This is a genomic window from Thermomonas hydrothermalis, assembly GCF_900129205.1.
Classification (GTDB): Bacteria; Pseudomonadota; Gammaproteobacteria; order Xanthomonadales; family Xanthomonadaceae; genus Thermomonas; species Thermomonas hydrothermalis.
In genome coordinates this window covers 66,397-80,919 of record NZ_FQUK01000008.1, presented here as the reverse complement: position 1 = coordinate 80,919, position 14,523 = coordinate 66,397, and the positions used below count along the sequence as shown (strand labels likewise).

15 protein-coding genes and 1 pseudogene are annotated in these 14,523 nt (G+C 64.1%); 2 read left to right on the top strand and 14 right to left on the bottom strand.

The genetic code is table 11. From position 1 onward, the window contains the following. On the bottom strand, nucleotides 1-287 hold a 287-nt coding region (locus BUA29_RS12395; protein WP_143148790.1), incomplete at its 3' end, for a transposase family protein. 54 nt (nucleotides 288-341) lie between these two features. Between BUA29_RS12395 and BUA29_RS12390 the strand changes: the two are divergent. Beyond that, nucleotides 342-788: pseudogene (locus BUA29_RS12390) on the top strand (OmpA family protein); the annotation flags it as partial. A gap of 34 nt (nucleotides 789-822) precedes the next feature. Here BUA29_RS12390 and BUA29_RS03790 read toward each other — a convergent pair. From BUA29_RS03790 to BUA29_RS03760, 7 genes are all read right to left on the bottom strand, one after another. Then, complete coding sequence (locus BUA29_RS03790; protein WP_003100847.1) at nucleotides 823-1,380, bottom strand: recombinase family protein; 558 nt, start codon at nucleotides 1,378-1,380, stop codon at nucleotides 823-825. Then, nucleotides 1,374-1,745 carry a hypothetical protein gene (locus BUA29_RS03785; protein ID WP_003100853.1) on the bottom strand — a complete coding sequence of 124 codons (372 nt, stop codon included), beginning with the start codon at nucleotides 1,743-1,745 and terminating at the stop codon, nucleotides 1,374-1,376. The genes BUA29_RS03790 and BUA29_RS03785 overlap by 7 nt, the downstream gene beginning before the upstream one ends. Beyond that, nucleotides 1,742-2,242: a hypothetical protein gene (locus BUA29_RS03780; protein WP_003100856.1), complete on the bottom strand. Its 501-nt coding sequence runs from the start codon at nucleotides 2,240-2,242 to the stop codon at nucleotides 1,742-1,744. The genes BUA29_RS03785 and BUA29_RS03780 overlap by 4 nt, the downstream gene beginning before the upstream one ends. Then, complete coding sequence (locus tag BUA29_RS03775; protein ID WP_003100858.1) at nucleotides 2,239-2,565, bottom strand: hypothetical protein; 327 nt, start codon at nucleotides 2,563-2,565, stop codon at nucleotides 2,239-2,241. Before BUA29_RS03775 ends, BUA29_RS03780 begins: the two co-directional genes overlap by 4 nt. A gap of 254 nt (nucleotides 2,566-2,819) precedes the next feature. Further along, nucleotides 2,820-3,176 carry a cupin domain-containing protein gene (locus BUA29_RS03770; RefSeq protein WP_072755296.1) on the bottom strand — a complete coding sequence of 119 codons (357 nt, stop codon included), beginning with the start codon at nucleotides 3,174-3,176 and terminating at the stop codon, nucleotides 2,820-2,822. A gap of 236 nt (nucleotides 3,177-3,412) precedes the next feature. Beyond that, nucleotides 3,413-3,799, bottom strand: a complete 387-nt coding sequence (locus tag BUA29_RS03765; RefSeq protein ID WP_003100872.1) for a HepT-like ribonuclease domain-containing protein — start codon at nucleotides 3,797-3,799, stop codon at nucleotides 3,413-3,415. Beyond that, nucleotides 3,796-4,086 carry a nucleotidyltransferase family protein gene (locus tag BUA29_RS03760; RefSeq protein WP_001247892.1) on the bottom strand — a complete coding sequence of 97 codons (291 nt, stop codon included), beginning with the start codon at nucleotides 4,084-4,086 and terminating at the stop codon, nucleotides 3,796-3,798. The genes BUA29_RS03765 and BUA29_RS03760 overlap by 4 nt, the downstream gene beginning before the upstream one ends. A gap of 158 nt (nucleotides 4,087-4,244) precedes the next feature. Here BUA29_RS03760 and BUA29_RS03755 point away from each other — a divergent pair, with 158 nt between their 5' ends. Then, complete coding sequence (locus BUA29_RS03755) at nucleotides 4,245-7,211, top strand: Tn3-like element ISPa38 family transposase (protein ID WP_003100881.1); 2,967 nt, start codon at nucleotides 4,245-4,247, stop codon at nucleotides 7,209-7,211. A 212-nt stretch (nucleotides 7,212-7,423) separates the two neighbouring features. Here BUA29_RS03755 and argH read toward each other — a convergent pair whose 3' ends face one another. The 6 genes from argH to BUA29_RS03725 are packed head-to-tail and all read right to left on the bottom strand — an operon-like array spanning nucleotide 7,424 to nucleotide 14,383. After that, nucleotides 7,424-8,722 carry an argininosuccinate lyase gene (gene argH / locus BUA29_RS03750; protein ID WP_072755303.1) on the bottom strand — a complete coding sequence of 433 codons (1,299 nt, stop codon included), beginning with the start codon at nucleotides 8,720-8,722 and terminating at the stop codon, nucleotides 7,424-7,426. Continuing rightward, nucleotides 8,722-9,678: an N-acetyl-gamma-glutamyl-phosphate reductase gene (argC, locus tag BUA29_RS03745; protein WP_072755295.1), complete on the bottom strand. Its 957-nt coding sequence runs from the start codon at nucleotides 9,676-9,678 to the stop codon at nucleotides 8,722-8,724. Before argC ends, argH begins: the two co-directional genes overlap by 1 nt. After that, nucleotides 9,675-11,021 (bottom strand): acetylglutamate kinase, encoded by a 1,347-nt coding sequence (locus BUA29_RS03740; RefSeq protein WP_084602333.1) that lies wholly within the window; start codon nucleotides 11,019-11,021, stop codon nucleotides 9,675-9,677. The genes argC and BUA29_RS03740 overlap by 4 nt, the downstream gene beginning before the upstream one ends. A 6-nt stretch (nucleotides 11,022-11,027) precedes the next feature. Beyond that, nucleotides 11,028-12,122: an acetylornithine deacetylase gene (locus tag BUA29_RS03735; protein ID WP_143148788.1), complete on the bottom strand. Its 1,095-nt coding sequence runs from the start codon at nucleotides 12,120-12,122 to the stop codon at nucleotides 11,028-11,030. After that, on the bottom strand, nucleotides 12,115-13,332 hold the full coding sequence (locus tag BUA29_RS03730; protein WP_072755292.1) for an argininosuccinate synthase: 1,218 nt from the start codon (nucleotides 13,330-13,332) through the stop codon (nucleotides 12,115-12,117). Before BUA29_RS03730 ends, BUA29_RS03735 begins: the two co-directional genes overlap by 8 nt. A gap of 43 nt (nucleotides 13,333-13,375) precedes the next feature. After that, nucleotides 13,376-14,383, bottom strand: a complete 1,008-nt coding sequence (locus BUA29_RS03725; RefSeq protein WP_072755291.1) for an N-acetylornithine carbamoyltransferase — start codon at nucleotides 14,381-14,383, stop codon at nucleotides 13,376-13,378. Nucleotides 14,384-14,523: the final 140 nt, after the last annotated feature.

Genomic DNA, 14,523 nt, shown 5'->3' with positions numbered 1-14,523 from the left:
GCCCACGGCACCGGCGCCTGCGAGGTCTTGCCGCACTCGCGGCAGGCCACGCGCGGCACCCGGCAGTGGATGAAGGCCTTGAACTGGAAGAAGTGCAGATGCTGCCAGGTGCGCTCCACCCGGTCGTGCACCGGCTGGTCCGCCGCCCCGCAGACCGGACAGGCCAGCCGGGCCGTATCGCACGACACCTCGAAGTGGATCGCCCCCTCATCCGGACGAAACGACACGCTGTCTACCGCCCACGGCGGCGTCAGCCCCAAAGCCTGGGTGAAGAGTTGTTCTTGCATCCGCCAAGGCTGACATCATCCGGCGGCCCGTTCCACACCAGACGCGATGGAGCCGAGAAAAAGCGCCTGGAACAGCTGATGCAGGAGCTGCAAGAGGCGATCGCCAAGAGCCAGGCGCTGGAGCCGTTCAAAGACCAGTTACTACTGGACATCACGCCTGAAGGTCTGCGCATCCAGATCGTGGACAAACAGAACCGCCCAATGTTCGATCTCGGTGGCGCAAAGCTGATGCCCTATACCGTCGGCATCCTGCGTGAGCTTGCCCAGTACATCAACCGGGTGCCCAACCACATCACCATCACCGGCCACACCGATACTGCTCAATATGCGTCCAGAATCGGTTACAGCAACTGGGAGCTGAGTACGGACCGGGCCAATGCTGCGCGTCGCACCCTGCTGGAAGGCGGCATGGCACCGGATAAGGTGTTGCGGATCGTGGGCTATGGGCCTGCGGTGCTGTTCGACAAGCAAAACCCGCTCAACCCGATCAACCGGCGTATCAGGGGTCGTCTCAGAAAACGGAAAATAAAGCACGCTAAGCGTGCGTGGAGGCTGGCACCCAGCGGTACAGCGTCGGAATGGACACGCCGAGGTTCTTGGCCACGTCCTTGGGCGGCACCCCGCTGGCCAGCAGCTTCTTGGCCGACTCGATCTTGCTGTCGGTCATCTTCGGCTTGCGGCCGCCTTTGCGGCCGAGCTGCTTGGCGACTTCCAGCCCGGCGCGGGTGCGCTCGACGGTCAGCTCGCGCTCCATTTCGGCAAGGCTCGCCATGACGTGGAAGAAGAACCGCCCGGATGGTGTGCCGGTGTCGATGGAGTCGGTGAGGCTCCTGAACTGGACACCGTGCTTGTGCAGATCGCCGACCAGATCGACCAGTTGCTTGACCGACCGGCCCAGCCGGTCGAGCTTCCAGACGACCAAAGTATCGCCTTCGCGCAGCATTTCGAGCGTCTTGGCCAAGCCAGGCCGGTCTGCCCGCGTGCCACTCACCTTGTCCTCGAAGACCTTTTTACATCCGGCCTTGCTCAAGGCTTCGCGTTGCAGCTCCAGGTTCTGATCCTGCGTCGAGACGCGCGCATAGCCAATCAACATGGCTTGTCTCGCGCCCGGTCGATGCGTTCCTGCATCGCCTGCATCACTTCTTCGTGGGTGTACGATCTGGCGTTGGCGTCGGTGGCTTGCCGCAGGGCTTCCTCAACCTCGCGCGTCATCCGCTCGTAATCCTCCGGCCACAGCGCTTGCTCCATGCGCAGCGACGCCTGACCCAGCAGGTGCAGCAGGCTGAACAGCCGCATGTCGTTGGTGGCGACGATGCGCTCCCGAATCTGCTCCTGAATAGCTTCGCTAGCCCGATGCGCTTGTGGTGTGGCAGTCCCCTCGTAGTCAGCGGGGAATTCCGCTTCCTCGGCAATCCTTGCCCAGGCGCTGGCCAGCGCCTCGATGGTTGACGTGCTCATTTCCGCCGCTCCTGTGCTCTTTGGCGAATCAACCGGCCAAGGGGCCTCGACGCGAAAACCAGCAGCATCACGCCTATCGGATACCAGGTCGAGAAGACCACCAAGGCATCGAAGGCTGGCCGTCCGGTGTTGGTAGGCAGTACGGCGGTCACAGCCATCAACCCGCCGACCGTCCAGATGATGCGCCACACGTAGGGCATCACGCGGGGCACGTAGCCGTCATCGAAAGCGGTCTGGTAGTAGCGGCGCAGGCCGCGCTCGGCAAGCGCCTGGCGCTGCCGCTCCGACAGCGCATCCGTCCGGCCATACCAGCGCCGGAATGGTGGACAGCGCAGCAGCAAAGGGGTGAAGAGGATCATCACCGCCACGATCGCGACACCCCACGCCATGACGGCGCCGGCATCGGGCCGCTTGGCGTTCTCGATCACGGGCGCGAAGACGCCCGGAGCACCGATCATCCAGAACAGCGCAATGTGCTGATGGAAGGAGAGCTTCATTTGCTCATCCACTTGCGCAGCAGGCGCTTTTTCAGGGAGGCGCGTTCTTGCGGGTTGCGTCCCTTGTGATTGGCGATGCGATCCGCCGTGGCGGCCTGGCGCTTGACGGGCCAGTAGGAGCGGCCATCCTTGCCCATCGACCAGACGCTGCTGGCCTGGTTTTCCAGCAGGGGCAGATGGGCGCTCAGGGCTTCGGGCGACGCGCTGGTCAGCGCCGTGCGCTCACGGGTGCGCCAGCGCTGATGCCAGAGCTTCTTGTCCTCGCGCTCGCTGCCGCAGGTCGTGTGCCCGACGATGGGTGTTTTGCGGCGGCTGCGGCTCATAACGTAGTGGTCTCCAAGAACATTCAGGACTGATCCCAGGCGTCGATGGTCAAGACCTGATCGGCAGGACAGGCGGCTACGCGGTCGGGAACTGGATGGTGTTCAGTCTCATGCCGACCCCATTCGATTGATCGCGTCGCTTGCGGCACGCTGCGACGCAAGGAGGTTTGCGACCTGGTTTAGCAGCCGTGTCCGCTGCATGTCTGTTACCTATCTCCCCGACCGCTCATTGGACCAACTCCAGAGATTGGGCTCTATCGCTCAGCCAATACGAAACCGGCATTGGCTGATGCCACAACCGAGACGAACACAAATGGCTCGGTACCTGTATTTCGCGCCCCGTGCACTTGGCCCGGTCTTGCCACGGCTATCTCACCTTCCCTGAGGGCACGAACAATCCCATTGCCCTGAAAGTAATCAGCCATTCCCGACAAAACAATCCACGTGTCTTGGCCGTGAGGATGAATGTGAGCCGCAATTTCCTGCCCGGGATGGACATGCCAAACCACGATAATTGAGTCTCGGGTTTCAAGCACAACGGAACGAATAGGCTCGCCTTCGGACGGCTGAACATACTCGGCTACAGAAAATATTCTCGATTCAACAGTCATCGGAGATCCCTCTTTCACAGTGCCCCCAGACAGGCTGGATATGAGTTCTAACTCGAATTTGAACGGGAGGCTGGTCGTGCGGTCGTGCAGTTGCCGATGAGCGTGTCGGCTGCTGCCTCCTTGCCCACCAGCGAACTCACGTCCGTTGCGGCCATCCAGAAGGTCTTGCCCGAGCGCGGCTCATAGGTCGCGGGATCGAACACGCCAGAGGGGCCGAACATCGGCGGCTTGATTGGTCATGGCTCCATGCCTTTGTCGTTACGGTCTTCATCGTCGGCATCCTGACGCACGGCGGGCAATTGCTGGAGCAACGCCGGCAGCCATTCCTGTACCGTCTCCCACACCACATCGAGGTTGATGTCGAAATAGCCGTGAGCCATGCGATTACGCATATTGCGCATGCTGCGCCACGGCACGTCGGCATGCGCCTGGGTGAACTCGACGTAGCCATCCATCACCTTTGTGGCCGCCTCGCCGATGACGATCAGGCTCATGATGACGGCCTGCTGGGTGCGCTTGTCGGCCAAGAAGTCGTCCTTGGCCATCCCTTCCACGAAGCTGCGCGCATCGGTTGCGGCCTGCTGAATGTGGTCGAGGTAATCGGGCAGGCGGTTCTCGCTCATATCGGTTGCGCCTCCGCGAGCACCTTGGCCCGGAACTTCGGCGGCAGGTCGCCGGGAGTCAGCAGATCGACGTCAACGCCGAGCAGCGATTTCAGTTCTTCTTCCAAATCGCCCAAGTCCAACAACGTGGCACCGGGCAGCGCATCGACCAACAGGTCGAGGTCGCTGCCATCCCGGTCGGTGCCATGCAGCACCGAGCCGAAGACGCGCGGGTTCGCGGCGCGAAAGCGGCCTACCGCTTCACGCACTGCGCTTCGCTTCATGTCAAGCACAACAGACGGTCGCATGCGCATCCTTTCTTATCGAAACTCGTTGAGATGATATGCAATCAAGAATAGAATTTCAAAAACTATTTTCGAGAATCGCAATGCCTTGATTCCCGTGCCGCGCCGGTTGCCTTGGCGGGCTTGTCACAAACCTACGTTTTCAAGAAGAAGGAAACCGCATGCCCCGCCGTTCGATCCTCTCCGCCGCCGAGCGCGAAAGCCTGCTGGCGTTGCCGGACACCAAGGATGAGTTGATCCGTCACTACACGTTCAGCGAAAGCGACCTCTCCATCATCCGGCAGCGGCGCGGCCCGGCCAATCGGCTGGGCTTCGCGGTGCAGCTCTGCTACCTGCGCTTTCCCGGCGTCATCCTTGGCGCTGATGAGCCACCGTTCCCGCCATTGCTGAGACTGGTCGCCAACCAGCTCAAGGTCGGCATCGAAAGCTGGGACGAGTACGGGCAGCGTGAGCAGACCCGACGCGAGCACCTGGTCGAGCTGCAAACGGTGTTCGGCTTCCAGCCGTTCACGATTGGCCACTACCGGCAGGCTGTCCAGTTGCTGACCGAGCTGGCCATGCAAACCGACAAGGGCATCGTGCTGGCCAGAGCCTTGATCGAGCACCTGCGGCGGCAGTCGGTCATTGTGCCCGCCCTCAACGCCGTCGAGCGGGCGAGCGCCGAAGCGATTACCCGCGCCAACCGGCGTCTCTACGACGCCTTGGCTGAGCCGCTGACGGACGTGCATCGCCGTCGCCTCGACGATCTGCTCAAGCGCCGCGACAACGGCAAGACGACGTGGCTGGCCTGGCTGCGGCAATCCCCGGTCAAACCGAACTCGCGGCACATGCTGGAACACATCGAACGCCTCAAGGCGTGGCAGGCGCTCGACCTGCCCTCCGGCATCGAGCGGCTGGTTCACCAGAACCGGCTGCTCAAGATCGCCCGCGAGGGCGGCCAGATGACGCCCGCCGACCTGGCGAAGTTCGAGCCGCAGCGGCGTTACGCGACCCTGGTGGCGCTCGCCATCGAGGGCATGGCCACCGTCACCGACGAAATCATCGACCTGCATGACCGCATCCTGGGCAAGCTGTTCAATGCCGCCAAGAACAAGCATCAGCAGCAGTTCCAGGCATCCGGCAAGGCGATCAATGCCAAGGTGCGGCTGTTCGGGCGCATCGGCCAGGCGCTGATCGAGGCCAAGCAAGCGGGCCGCGATCCGTTCGCCGCCATCGAGGCCGTCATGTCCTGGGATGCTTTCGCCGAGAGCGTCACCGAAGCGCAGCGGCTCGCGCAACCCGAGGACTTCGATTTCCTGCACCGCATCGGCGAGAGCTACGCCACGCTGCGCCGCTACGCGCCGGAATTTCTCGACGTGCTCAAGTTGCGGGCCGCGCCCGCCGCCAAGGACGTACTCGACGCCATCGAGGTGCTGCGCAGCATGAACAGCGACAACGCCCGCAAGGTGCCCACCGACGCGCCGACCGAGTTCATCAAGCCGCGCTGGCAGAAGCTGGTGATGACCGACACCGGCATCGACCGGCGCTACTACGAACTGTGCGCGCTGTCGGAGCTGAAGAACGCGCTGCGCTCCGGCGACATCTGGGTGCAAGGCTCGCGCCAGTTCAAGGACTTCGAGGACTACCTGGTGCCGCCCGCGAAATTCGCCAGCCTCAAGCAGGCCAGCGAATTGCCGCTGGCCGTGGCCACCGATTGCGACCAGTACCTGCATGACCGGCTGACGCTGCTGGAAACGCAGCTCGCCACCGTCAACCGCATGGCGCTGGCCAACGAGCTGCCGGACGCCATCATCACGGAGTCGGGCCTGAAGATCACGCCGCTCGATGCGGCGGTGCCCGATACCGCACAGGCCCTGATCGACCAGACGGCGATGATCCTACCGCACGTCAAGATCACCGAATTGCTGCTGGAGGTAGACGAATGGACGGGCTTCACCCGGCACTTCGCCCACCTGAAGTCAGGCGACCTGGCCAAGGACAAAAACCTGTTGCTGACCACGATCCTCGCCGACGCGATCAACCTGGGCCTGACCAAGATGGCGGAATCGTGCCCCGGCACGACCTACGCCAAGCTGGCCTGGCTGCAAGCCTGGCACATCCGCGACGAAACCTACGGGGCGGCACTGGCCGAGCTGGTCAACGCGCAGTTCCGACATCCCTTCGCCGAGCATTGGGGCGACGGCACCACGTCATCGTCGGACGGCCAGAACTTCCGCACCGGCAGCAAGGCCGAGAGCACCGGCCACATCAATCCGAAATACGGCAGCAGCCCAGGGCGGACGTTCTACACCCATATCTCCGACCAGTACGCGCCGTTCCACACCAAGGTCGTGAACGTCGGCGTGCGCGACTCGACCTACGTGCTCGACGGCCTGCTGTATCACGAATCCGACCTGCGGATCGAGGAGCACTACACCGACACGGCAGGGTTCACGGACCACGTCTTCGCGTTGATGCACCTGCTGGGCTTCCGCTTCGCCCCGCGCATTCGTGACCTGGGCGACACCAAGCTCTACATCCCGAAGGGCGATGCCACCTACGAGGCGTTGAAACCGATGATCGGCGGCACGCTCAACATCAAGCACGTCCGCGCCCATTGGGATGAAATCCTGCGGATGGCCACCTCGATCAAGCAGGGCACGGCGACGGCCTCGCTGATGCTCAGGAAGCTTGGCAGCTACCCGCGCCAGAACGGCCTGGCCGTCGCCCTGCGTGAGCTGGGACGCATCGAGCGCACACTGTTCATCCTGGACTGGCTGCAAAGCGTCGAGCTGCGCCGCCGCGTGCATGCCGGGCTGAACAAAGGCGAGGCGCGCAACGCGCTGGCCCGCGCCGTGTTCTTCAACCGCCTGGGGGAAATCCGCGACCGCAGCTTCGAGCAGCAGCGCTACCGGGCCAGCGGCCTCAACCTGGTGACGGCGGCCATCGTGCTATGGAACACGGTCTATCTGGAGCGGGCCGCGAACGCCTTGCGTGGCCACGGTCAAGCCGTCGATGACGGCCTGTTGCAGTACCTGTCGCCGCTCGGCTGGGAGCACATCAACCTGACCGGCGATTACCTCTGGCGCAGCAGCGCCAAGATCGGCGCGGGCAAGTTCAGGCCGCTACGGCCGCTGCAACCGGCTTAGCGTGCTTTATTTTCCGTTTTCTGAGACGACCCCTATCAGCATCGTGGTCATGACCAAGGCCGCGGAAGAGGAAGCCCTGGGCCAGACAGCCTCCGTCCAGGTGCCAGTCGCCGGCTCGACGCCCACTGCATCCACTGCATCTGCCCCGCTTCCTGGCACGTCCGCTACCAGTTCCGGCGCTCCCTGAGCTTGCGCTGCATCCAAACTGGGCGTCACTCCGGCAGTGCCTGCCAGCGGGCGCGCAACACATCGAGCCGCAGCTCGGCCGCAGCCCCCGGCGACGTGCGTGCTGCCAGTGAGCCTTCCGGCGTTCGACCTTGCCCAGCATTGTCGACCTGTTCGGCCGCAGTGCGGTAAGCCTCGCGGAACGGCACCCCGGCGATTGCCGCCTCCACTGCCACGTCGGTGGCGTACATGCCCGAGTCGATGGCGGCACGCAGCCGATCCTCGCGCCATTCTAGGTTCGCCAAAAGCGCCGGCAATAAATCCAGCGCGGCCAAGCCGCGCCCAAAGCCGTGGACGATTGCGCCCTTCGATGCCTGCAGGTCACGGTGATAGCCCGATGGCAACGAGAGTAGCTGTTCGATTTCCGTCCGCGCTGCTGCCACGCTGGCGTGGGTGGCACGCATCAGCTCGATCACGTCCGGGTTGCGCTTGTTCGGCATGATTGAGCTGCCGGTGGTGTACTGCGCCGGCAGGGCGACGAAGCCAAACTCTGCGCTGGTGAACAGCGACAAATCCCAGGCAATTCGGCGCAGGTCGAGGGTGACACTGCCCAATGCCTCCAGCGCGGCCAGCTCGAACTTGCCGCGTGATAGCTGGGCATAGACCGGATTGATCTGCAGCCGGGCAAACCCTAACGCATGCGTGGTGTGATCGCGCGCAAGCGGGAGGTTGACGCCATAGCCGGCGGCAGTGCCGAGCGGGTTGGCATCGATCCACGCCAATGTATCGCGGGCACGCACGGCATCATCGATGAAAGCCTCGGCCCACCCGGCCCACCACATCCCCGCCGAGGACACCACGGCGCGCTGCAGATGGGTATAGCCCGGCATGGGCAGCGCCTGCTCGGCATCGGCACGGGCCAACGCCACCCCAGCAATCTCGCGCAGGCGTGCCCCAAGGCAGGCGAGTTTTTCTTTCAGCCACAACCGCGTGGCCACCAGGATCTGGTCGTTGCGACTGCGGCCGGTGTGGATTTTTCTGCCGGCATCGCCCAGACGTTCGGTCAGGCGCGCCTCGATCGCCGAGTGCCCATCCTCGTAGCGTGCATCCAGCACGAAGACGCCCGCGCGGAAGTCCTCCGCCAGCTGTGCCAGCTCGCGTGTGATTGCCGTCAGCTCGTCGGCGGACAGAATGCCGATCTGCTGCAGCCCCTGGGCATGGGCCAGACTGGCGCCGATGTCATACAGGAAGAACTCGCGATCCAGCTGCACATCGTCCGCAGCCAGAAAGCGCTGGATTTGCGCGTCCACGGTGACACCGGGCTTCTGCCACAACAACGTGCTCATCACATGGCCTCCATCGGGATCCCCGTCCATTCCTCCAGCCCGAACGCCAGGTTGAGGTTCTGCAATGCCTGGGTCGCCGCCCCTTTGAGTAGATTGTCCAGCGTGGCCACCACCACCAGCCGTCGGCCGTCTTCCGAGAGGGAAAATCCGCCAATGGCCACGTGATGCCGCCCGGCAATGCGACTGACCCAGGGCGCAGCTTCCTGCACCTGCACCAATGGTTCGTCGGCATAGCGACGTTGATACCGGGCCAGCACCGCCTCGCGTCCGAATGCCTCGGTCAGATGCAGATTGGCGGTGATGGTCAGCCCGCGAAAATGCGGTGCCACATGCGGCATGAACTCCACCGGGTGCCCGAGGTGATGACTGACTTCGCGTTCATGCACGTGCCCGGTCAGGGCATAGGGCATCAGGTTGTCGCGCAGCAACTCGACGTCATTCCTGTCGGATGGCGAGGTGCCGGCACCGGAATACCCGCTGACGCCGAAACACTGCACCGGCCCGTTCAGCACATCGCGCATCGGTGCGATCACAAGTTGCATGGCCGTGGCATAGCAGCCTGGGTTACTGATCCGGCGTTGGCCGGCATAGGTGGTGCGGGTCAGTTCCGGCAGGCCGTAGTACCAGCCATCGTCGAAGCGGAAGTCCGCCGACAGGTCCAGCAGCACCGCGTCGGTGCCGGCAGCATCGAATTGCTGGACGATATGCCCGGCCTTGCCGTTGGGCAGCGCCAGCACCACCGCATCCGCGCCCAGCTCCGGCAGCGTGTCATACGCTGGCGAGGTGTAGGCCAGGTCGCCCACATAGCCGGGGATATGGTCGGCCAGCGCGCGCCCCGCTCGCTCGCGCGAGGTGACAAACGCCAGCTCGAAGTCTGGATGCCCGGCCAACAGACGAATCAGCTCGCCGCCGGTGTGGCCGCGTGCGCCGACGATACCGACCCGAAACTGCGTCATACCGGCGCCTCCAGCGTTGCCGGACGGGCATTGCAGGCCTGGACATAGCGTTCGATGCGGTCGAACCCGGCATCGCCATACCAGTACACCTTCCAGACCGGCTGTTTGATGCAGCCGTCGGCTTCGGCGTCGTAGAACACGTTGATCGGATTGTCCAGTCGCGAGCGCCAGAACAGAGCCGGCGTCTGTGCGCGCATTTCCTGCCAGACAGCGCGCCCCAACCCTTCGCCCTGGGCTTCATCGAGCACTGCGAACTTGTCGAGATAGATGCCCGCATCCTCGGCGGTGAGGATCACCGCCGCACGGTAATGCTCGCTGACGTAGGCGCGATGCAGCCGGGTGCGCTCGAAATACTCTGGCACCAGCCGCCGCCCGAATGCAGACTCGATCAGCCCACGCAGGCGCGGCAGGTCGAATGCCTCCCAGCGATCTCCCTGCAGCACGCGCTCACCGCGCCGTACCAGGGTGCCGGACCCCTTGTGAGTAAACAGCTCCTTGGCCAGCTCCGATGGCCGCGTGATCGACACCGAAGACGCACGCGGCAGGCCGTCTAGCAGCTGCTTGATCTGTTCGAGCTTCAGGCGCATGCCGCCTTCCACCCAGGGCTGACGCATCAGCTGGTCGTACTCGCTGGACAGGTTGATCGAATCGATGATCCGCCCTTGGGCATCCAGCAATCCGCCGGTCCCCGTCAGAAAGACGATCTTGTACGGCTGGAGCACCTGCACCAGCGCATTGGCGGCCACGTCGGCATTGATGTTGAGGATTTGCCCCTCGACGGTCTCGCCCAACGAAGCGATCACCGGGATCGACCCCGCCTGCAGGCTGGCCTGGATCGGAGCCAGCTCGACCCGCCGCACCTGTCCGACCAGGCCATAGCGTTCCCGATCCAGCAGATCGGCTTCGAACACGCCGGACACGATGCTGGTGGCGCGCGCATCGGCCGACTGCAGGGCTTCCACCAGCTTCAGGTTCTGCGCATGGAACACCCGCCGCACGATAGCCAGCGCTTCCGGCGAAGTCACACGCAGGCCGTCGATGGTGCGTTTTTCGATGCCCGCTTCGGCCAACTCGACGTCCAGTTGTGGCCCGGCGCCATGGATGACGATAGGCGTCAGACCGACATCCTGTAAAAAGGCCAGCGACGAGACCAGCGCGTCCAGATCGTCACGCAGCACCGCGCCGCCCACCTTCACCACGGCGAAGCGGGCCGCGTCGAGCTGGGAGAAACGCTTGAGATACTGGCTGATCTCCTTGGCACTGGCCATGCTGGACAGCAGGCGCACGATGGTCTGACGGGTCTGCGGTGCATGCACCGCGTGCGGGCGAAGTATCGGTGTCACGTGTGTTCAATCCCCGATCATGCGGATGATGGATGCGGTGTAGCGTTCGAGCTGATCGAGCGCCACCCATTCGTCGGCGCAATGCGCCTGGGCGATGTCGCCCGGGCCATAGACGAAGGCAGTCAGGCCTGCCTGCGAGAACAGCGAGGCCTCGGTCCAGAAATCGACCGCGTTGCCAATCGGCAGGCCCAATGCATCGGCGAGGTCGCGCGTGGCCAGCCGTCGCGCTTCGGCCATCGCGGTATCGCCAGCCGGCAGTGACGGCCCACGGAACGTCTCCTCGTAGCGCTCCAGCGCGCCCGGCGCGGCGCAAGCGGCAAACCGTGCATGCAGCGCGTCGAGGTCGTGCGATGGCAACGGCCGGAAGCCAAACCGCACCTCCGCGCTGGGCGCGATCACGTTGGCTTTGATCCCACCCTCGACGCGACCAATGTTGAAGCGCAACCCGGTCAAGCCATCGAAGCAGGCAGCCGCCTCGGCCTCGACCAGCGCCAGTGCATTCGCACCCCAACGCATCGCCTGGTGCAGTGCATTGGCCTGCAGCGCGTTTGCGCCAGAGGCATGGCCTGCTTCGCCCTTGAACTTCAGCAGCACCGAACTGATGCCTCGGTGCGCCAGCACTGCGTGGCAGCCGGTGGGTTCGGCCACGATCGCCTCGACAAACCCGTGATCCTGGGCGAGAAAGGCGGCGATGCAGCGGGCATCGTTGGCCTCTTCGTCGGTGGTAAACAAAAACGCCGCATCGCCGCGGGTGACCGCCGCCGCAGCCAGCAGCCCGGCCGCCGCGCCCTTGATGTCGCAGGCGCCAAGACCGATGGCGCGATCCTGCGTCACCCGCAACTGCAACGGGTCGGCGCTCCAGTCGGCCGAGGCCGGTACCGTGTCCAGATGGACATTGAAAACGCGCTGCGGGGTTCCGCGCACGGCCAGCAGCGACACCGCACCGTCGCCGTGGTCGGTCAGATCAAGACGAAAGCCCGGCAACTGCGCGCGCAGGTAATCGAAGATGCCGTCGGTGCCAATCTGACGCGGCGGATTGCGGGTGTCGAAGGACACCAGCGCTTCCAGGTGCCGCAGGGCTGCGTCGAGCATGTCAGCCACCGCCCTGCCCGCCGTTGACCTCGGCCCACAGCGTGCTGCTCATGCCGAACAGCTTGATGAACCCTTCCGCCTCCTCCACGCCCCAGTCGGCCGATTGGGCATAGGTGGCTCCTTTACTGGTGAGCAGATGCGGCGAACGCACGGCGACGGCATCCACTCGGCCACCACGGGTGCGCAGCACCACCTCGCCATTGACCATGCGTTGACTGGAGGCCAGGAACGCCTCCAGGTCGGCCTTCAGCGGATCGTGGAAGAAGCCCTCGTACACCAGTTCCACCCACTTGCGGGCAACGTCCGGCTTGAAGCGATTCTGCTGTTTGGTCAGCACCGCTTCCTCCAGCGCGCGATGTGCCACCAGCAGCGCGGTCAGGCCCGGCGCCTCGAACACGATCCGGCCCTTCAGGCCGATGGTGGTGTCGCCGGTGTACAGGCCGCGGCCGACACCGTACTGGGCGAACATGGTGTTGAGCTTGGCCAGAATCTTCTCGCCCGGCAGATCAACGCCGTCCAGCGCCACCGCTTCGCCCTGAACGAAGCGCAGCGTCACCTCCAGCGGCTCAAGCGGCCAGTGTTCACGGCGTGCGCACCAGCCGCGCGCGCCGTCACCCGGGGCTTCCCAGGCATCGATCTCGCCGCCGGACAGGGTCACCCCCAGCAGGTTCTCATTGATGGTGTAGGCCTTCTGGCGGGCGCGCACGGAAAACCCCCGCGCCTCCAGATAGGCCTGCTCATACGCACGCGTCTGTGGGTGCGCCTTCTGGATCTCGCGGATCGGCGCCACGATGCGGTAGTCGCCCTGCGCTTTCACCGCCAGATCAAAGCGCACCTGGTCGTTGCCCATACCCGTGCAACCATGGGCGATCGCATTAGTGCCAAGCGCTTTTGCCCGCGCCAGCGCGGCATCGACGATCAGATAGCGGTCGGAAACCAGCAACGGGTACTGGCCCTGGTAACCCTCGCCCGCCCATACGAACGGCTTGACGAAGCCGTTCCAGATGGCCGGGCCGCCGTCGATGGTGACGTGCGAAGCCACACCCAGCTCGGCAGCGCGCGCCTCGATGGCGGCACGTTCCTCGGCATCCACGCCGCCGGTATCGGCAAACACGGTATGCACGGTCCAGCCCTGCTCTTTCAGGTAGGGCACGCAGAAGCTGGTATCGAGACCGCCGGAAAAGGCCAGGACGATGTCGCGGGAGTCGTTGGGGTTCATGGGAGACGTGTCGGCAGTGAGGAGGAATGAAAAGCGATAGGTGTCACAAACCACGAATCAGGGCCGTCATCACCGCTTTTTGGACGTGCAGGCGGTTTTCGGCCTCAGCAATGGCGATGCAGCGCGGGGAATCCATCACGCCGTCGGTGGCCTTGACGTTGCGGCGCAGCGGCAGACAGTGGCTGAACACACCATCGTTGGTCAGTGCCATCTTGGCCTCGTCAACGATGAAATGACGGAAGCGCTCGCGCAGCGGCTTTTCCGCTTCCCAGTTGCCAAAGAACGGCAGCGCGCCCCAGCTCTTGGCATAGACCACGTCGGCACCGGCATAGGCGCTTTCGATGTCATGGCTGACCTGAAGCGAACCACCGCTTTCGGCCACGTTCTGCGCTGCCCAGCCCATGTAGCGCTCGTCCAGGATGTACTCCGACGTCGGACACAGCAGGGTCACATCCATGCCCATGCGGGTGGCAATCGTCAGCGCCGAGTTGGCCACCGCGGTGTTCAGCGGCTTGGGGTGATAAGTCCAGGTCAACACGAACTTCTTGCCGCGCAGGTCGGTGGTGCCGAAGTGCTCTTGCAGCGCCAGCACGTGGGCCAGCTCCTGGCAGGGATGGGTGATGGTCTCCATGTTGATGACCGGCACCGTGGAGTACTTCGCAAACGCCTTGAGCACCCGGTCTTCACGATCCTGCGACCAGTCGATGAACTTGGGGAAGGCCCGCACGCCGATCAGATCGACATAGCGCGCCAGCACCCGCGCCACTTCGGCGATGTGCTCCTCGGCTTCGCCATCCATGACCGTGCCCAGATCGAACTCGATCGGCCAGGCGTCCTTGCCCGGCTGCAGCACCACGGCATGCCCACCGAGCTGGAACGCGCCCACCTCAAAACTGGTGCGGGTTCGCATCGAAGGGTTGAAGAACACCAATGCGATCGCCCGCCCTTTGAGGGCGTCGCCCAACGGCTGCCGCTTGTAGTGGGCAGCCAGCGCCAGCAAGGCATCGAGGTCGGCGCGGGACCAGTCCTGGGTGTTGAGGAAATGCGGCATGGTGGGTTGTTCCTGTCGAACGTGAAAACAAAAAACCCGGCATCACTGCCGGGTCTTCGGAAAAAACGCAGAAAAAACGCTCCGGTTACCCAGCAGGATGGCGGGGCTCCGGTCGGCGCGCACGCGAGGTCATGCCGGAG

What these genes read in the sequence shown, in the direction of transcription:
- BUA29_RS03790 (WP_003100847.1), bottom strand. Translation starts at nt 1,380, where the DNA reads ATGTTGATTGGCTATGCGCGCGTCTCGACGCAGGATCAGAACCTGGAG.
- BUA29_RS03785 (WP_003100853.1), bottom strand. Translation starts at nt 1,745, where the DNA reads ATGAGCACGTCAACCATCGAGGCGCTGGCCAGCGCCTGGGCAAGGATT.
- BUA29_RS03780 (WP_003100856.1), bottom strand. Translation starts at nt 2,242, where the DNA reads ATGAAGCTCTCCTTCCATCAGCACATTGCGCTGTTCTGGATGATCGGT.
- BUA29_RS03775 (WP_003100858.1), bottom strand. Translation starts at nt 2,565, where the DNA reads ATGAGCCGCAGCCGCCGCAAAACACCCATCGTCGGGCACACGACCTGC.
- BUA29_RS03770 (WP_072755296.1), bottom strand. Translation starts at nt 3,176, where the DNA reads ATGACTGTTGAATCGAGAATATTTTCTGTAGCCGAGTATGTTCAGCCG.
- BUA29_RS03765 (WP_003100872.1), bottom strand. Translation starts at nt 3,799, where the DNA reads ATGAGCGAGAACCGCCTGCCCGATTACCTCGACCACATTCAGCAGGCC.
- BUA29_RS03760 (WP_001247892.1), bottom strand. Translation starts at nt 4,086, where the DNA reads ATGCGACCGTCTGTTGTGCTTGACATGAAGCGAAGCGCAGTGCGTGAA.
- BUA29_RS03755 (WP_003100881.1), top strand. Translation starts at nt 4,245, where the DNA reads ATGCCCCGCCGTTCGATCCTCTCCGCCGCCGAGCGCGAAAGCCTGCTG.
- argH (WP_072755303.1), bottom strand. Translation starts at nt 8,722, where the DNA reads ATGAGCACGTTGTTGTGGCAGAAGCCCGGTGTCACCGTGGACGCGCAA.
- argC (WP_072755295.1), bottom strand. Translation starts at nt 9,678, where the DNA reads ATGACGCAGTTTCGGGTCGGTATCGTCGGCGCACGCGGCCACACCGGC.
- BUA29_RS03730 (WP_072755292.1), bottom strand. Translation starts at nt 13,332, where the DNA reads ATGAACCCCAACGACTCCCGCGACATCGTCCTGGCCTTTTCCGGCGGT.
- BUA29_RS03725 (WP_072755291.1), bottom strand. Translation starts at nt 14,383, where the DNA reads ATGCCGCATTTCCTCAACACCCAGGACTGGTCCCGCGCCGACCTCGAT.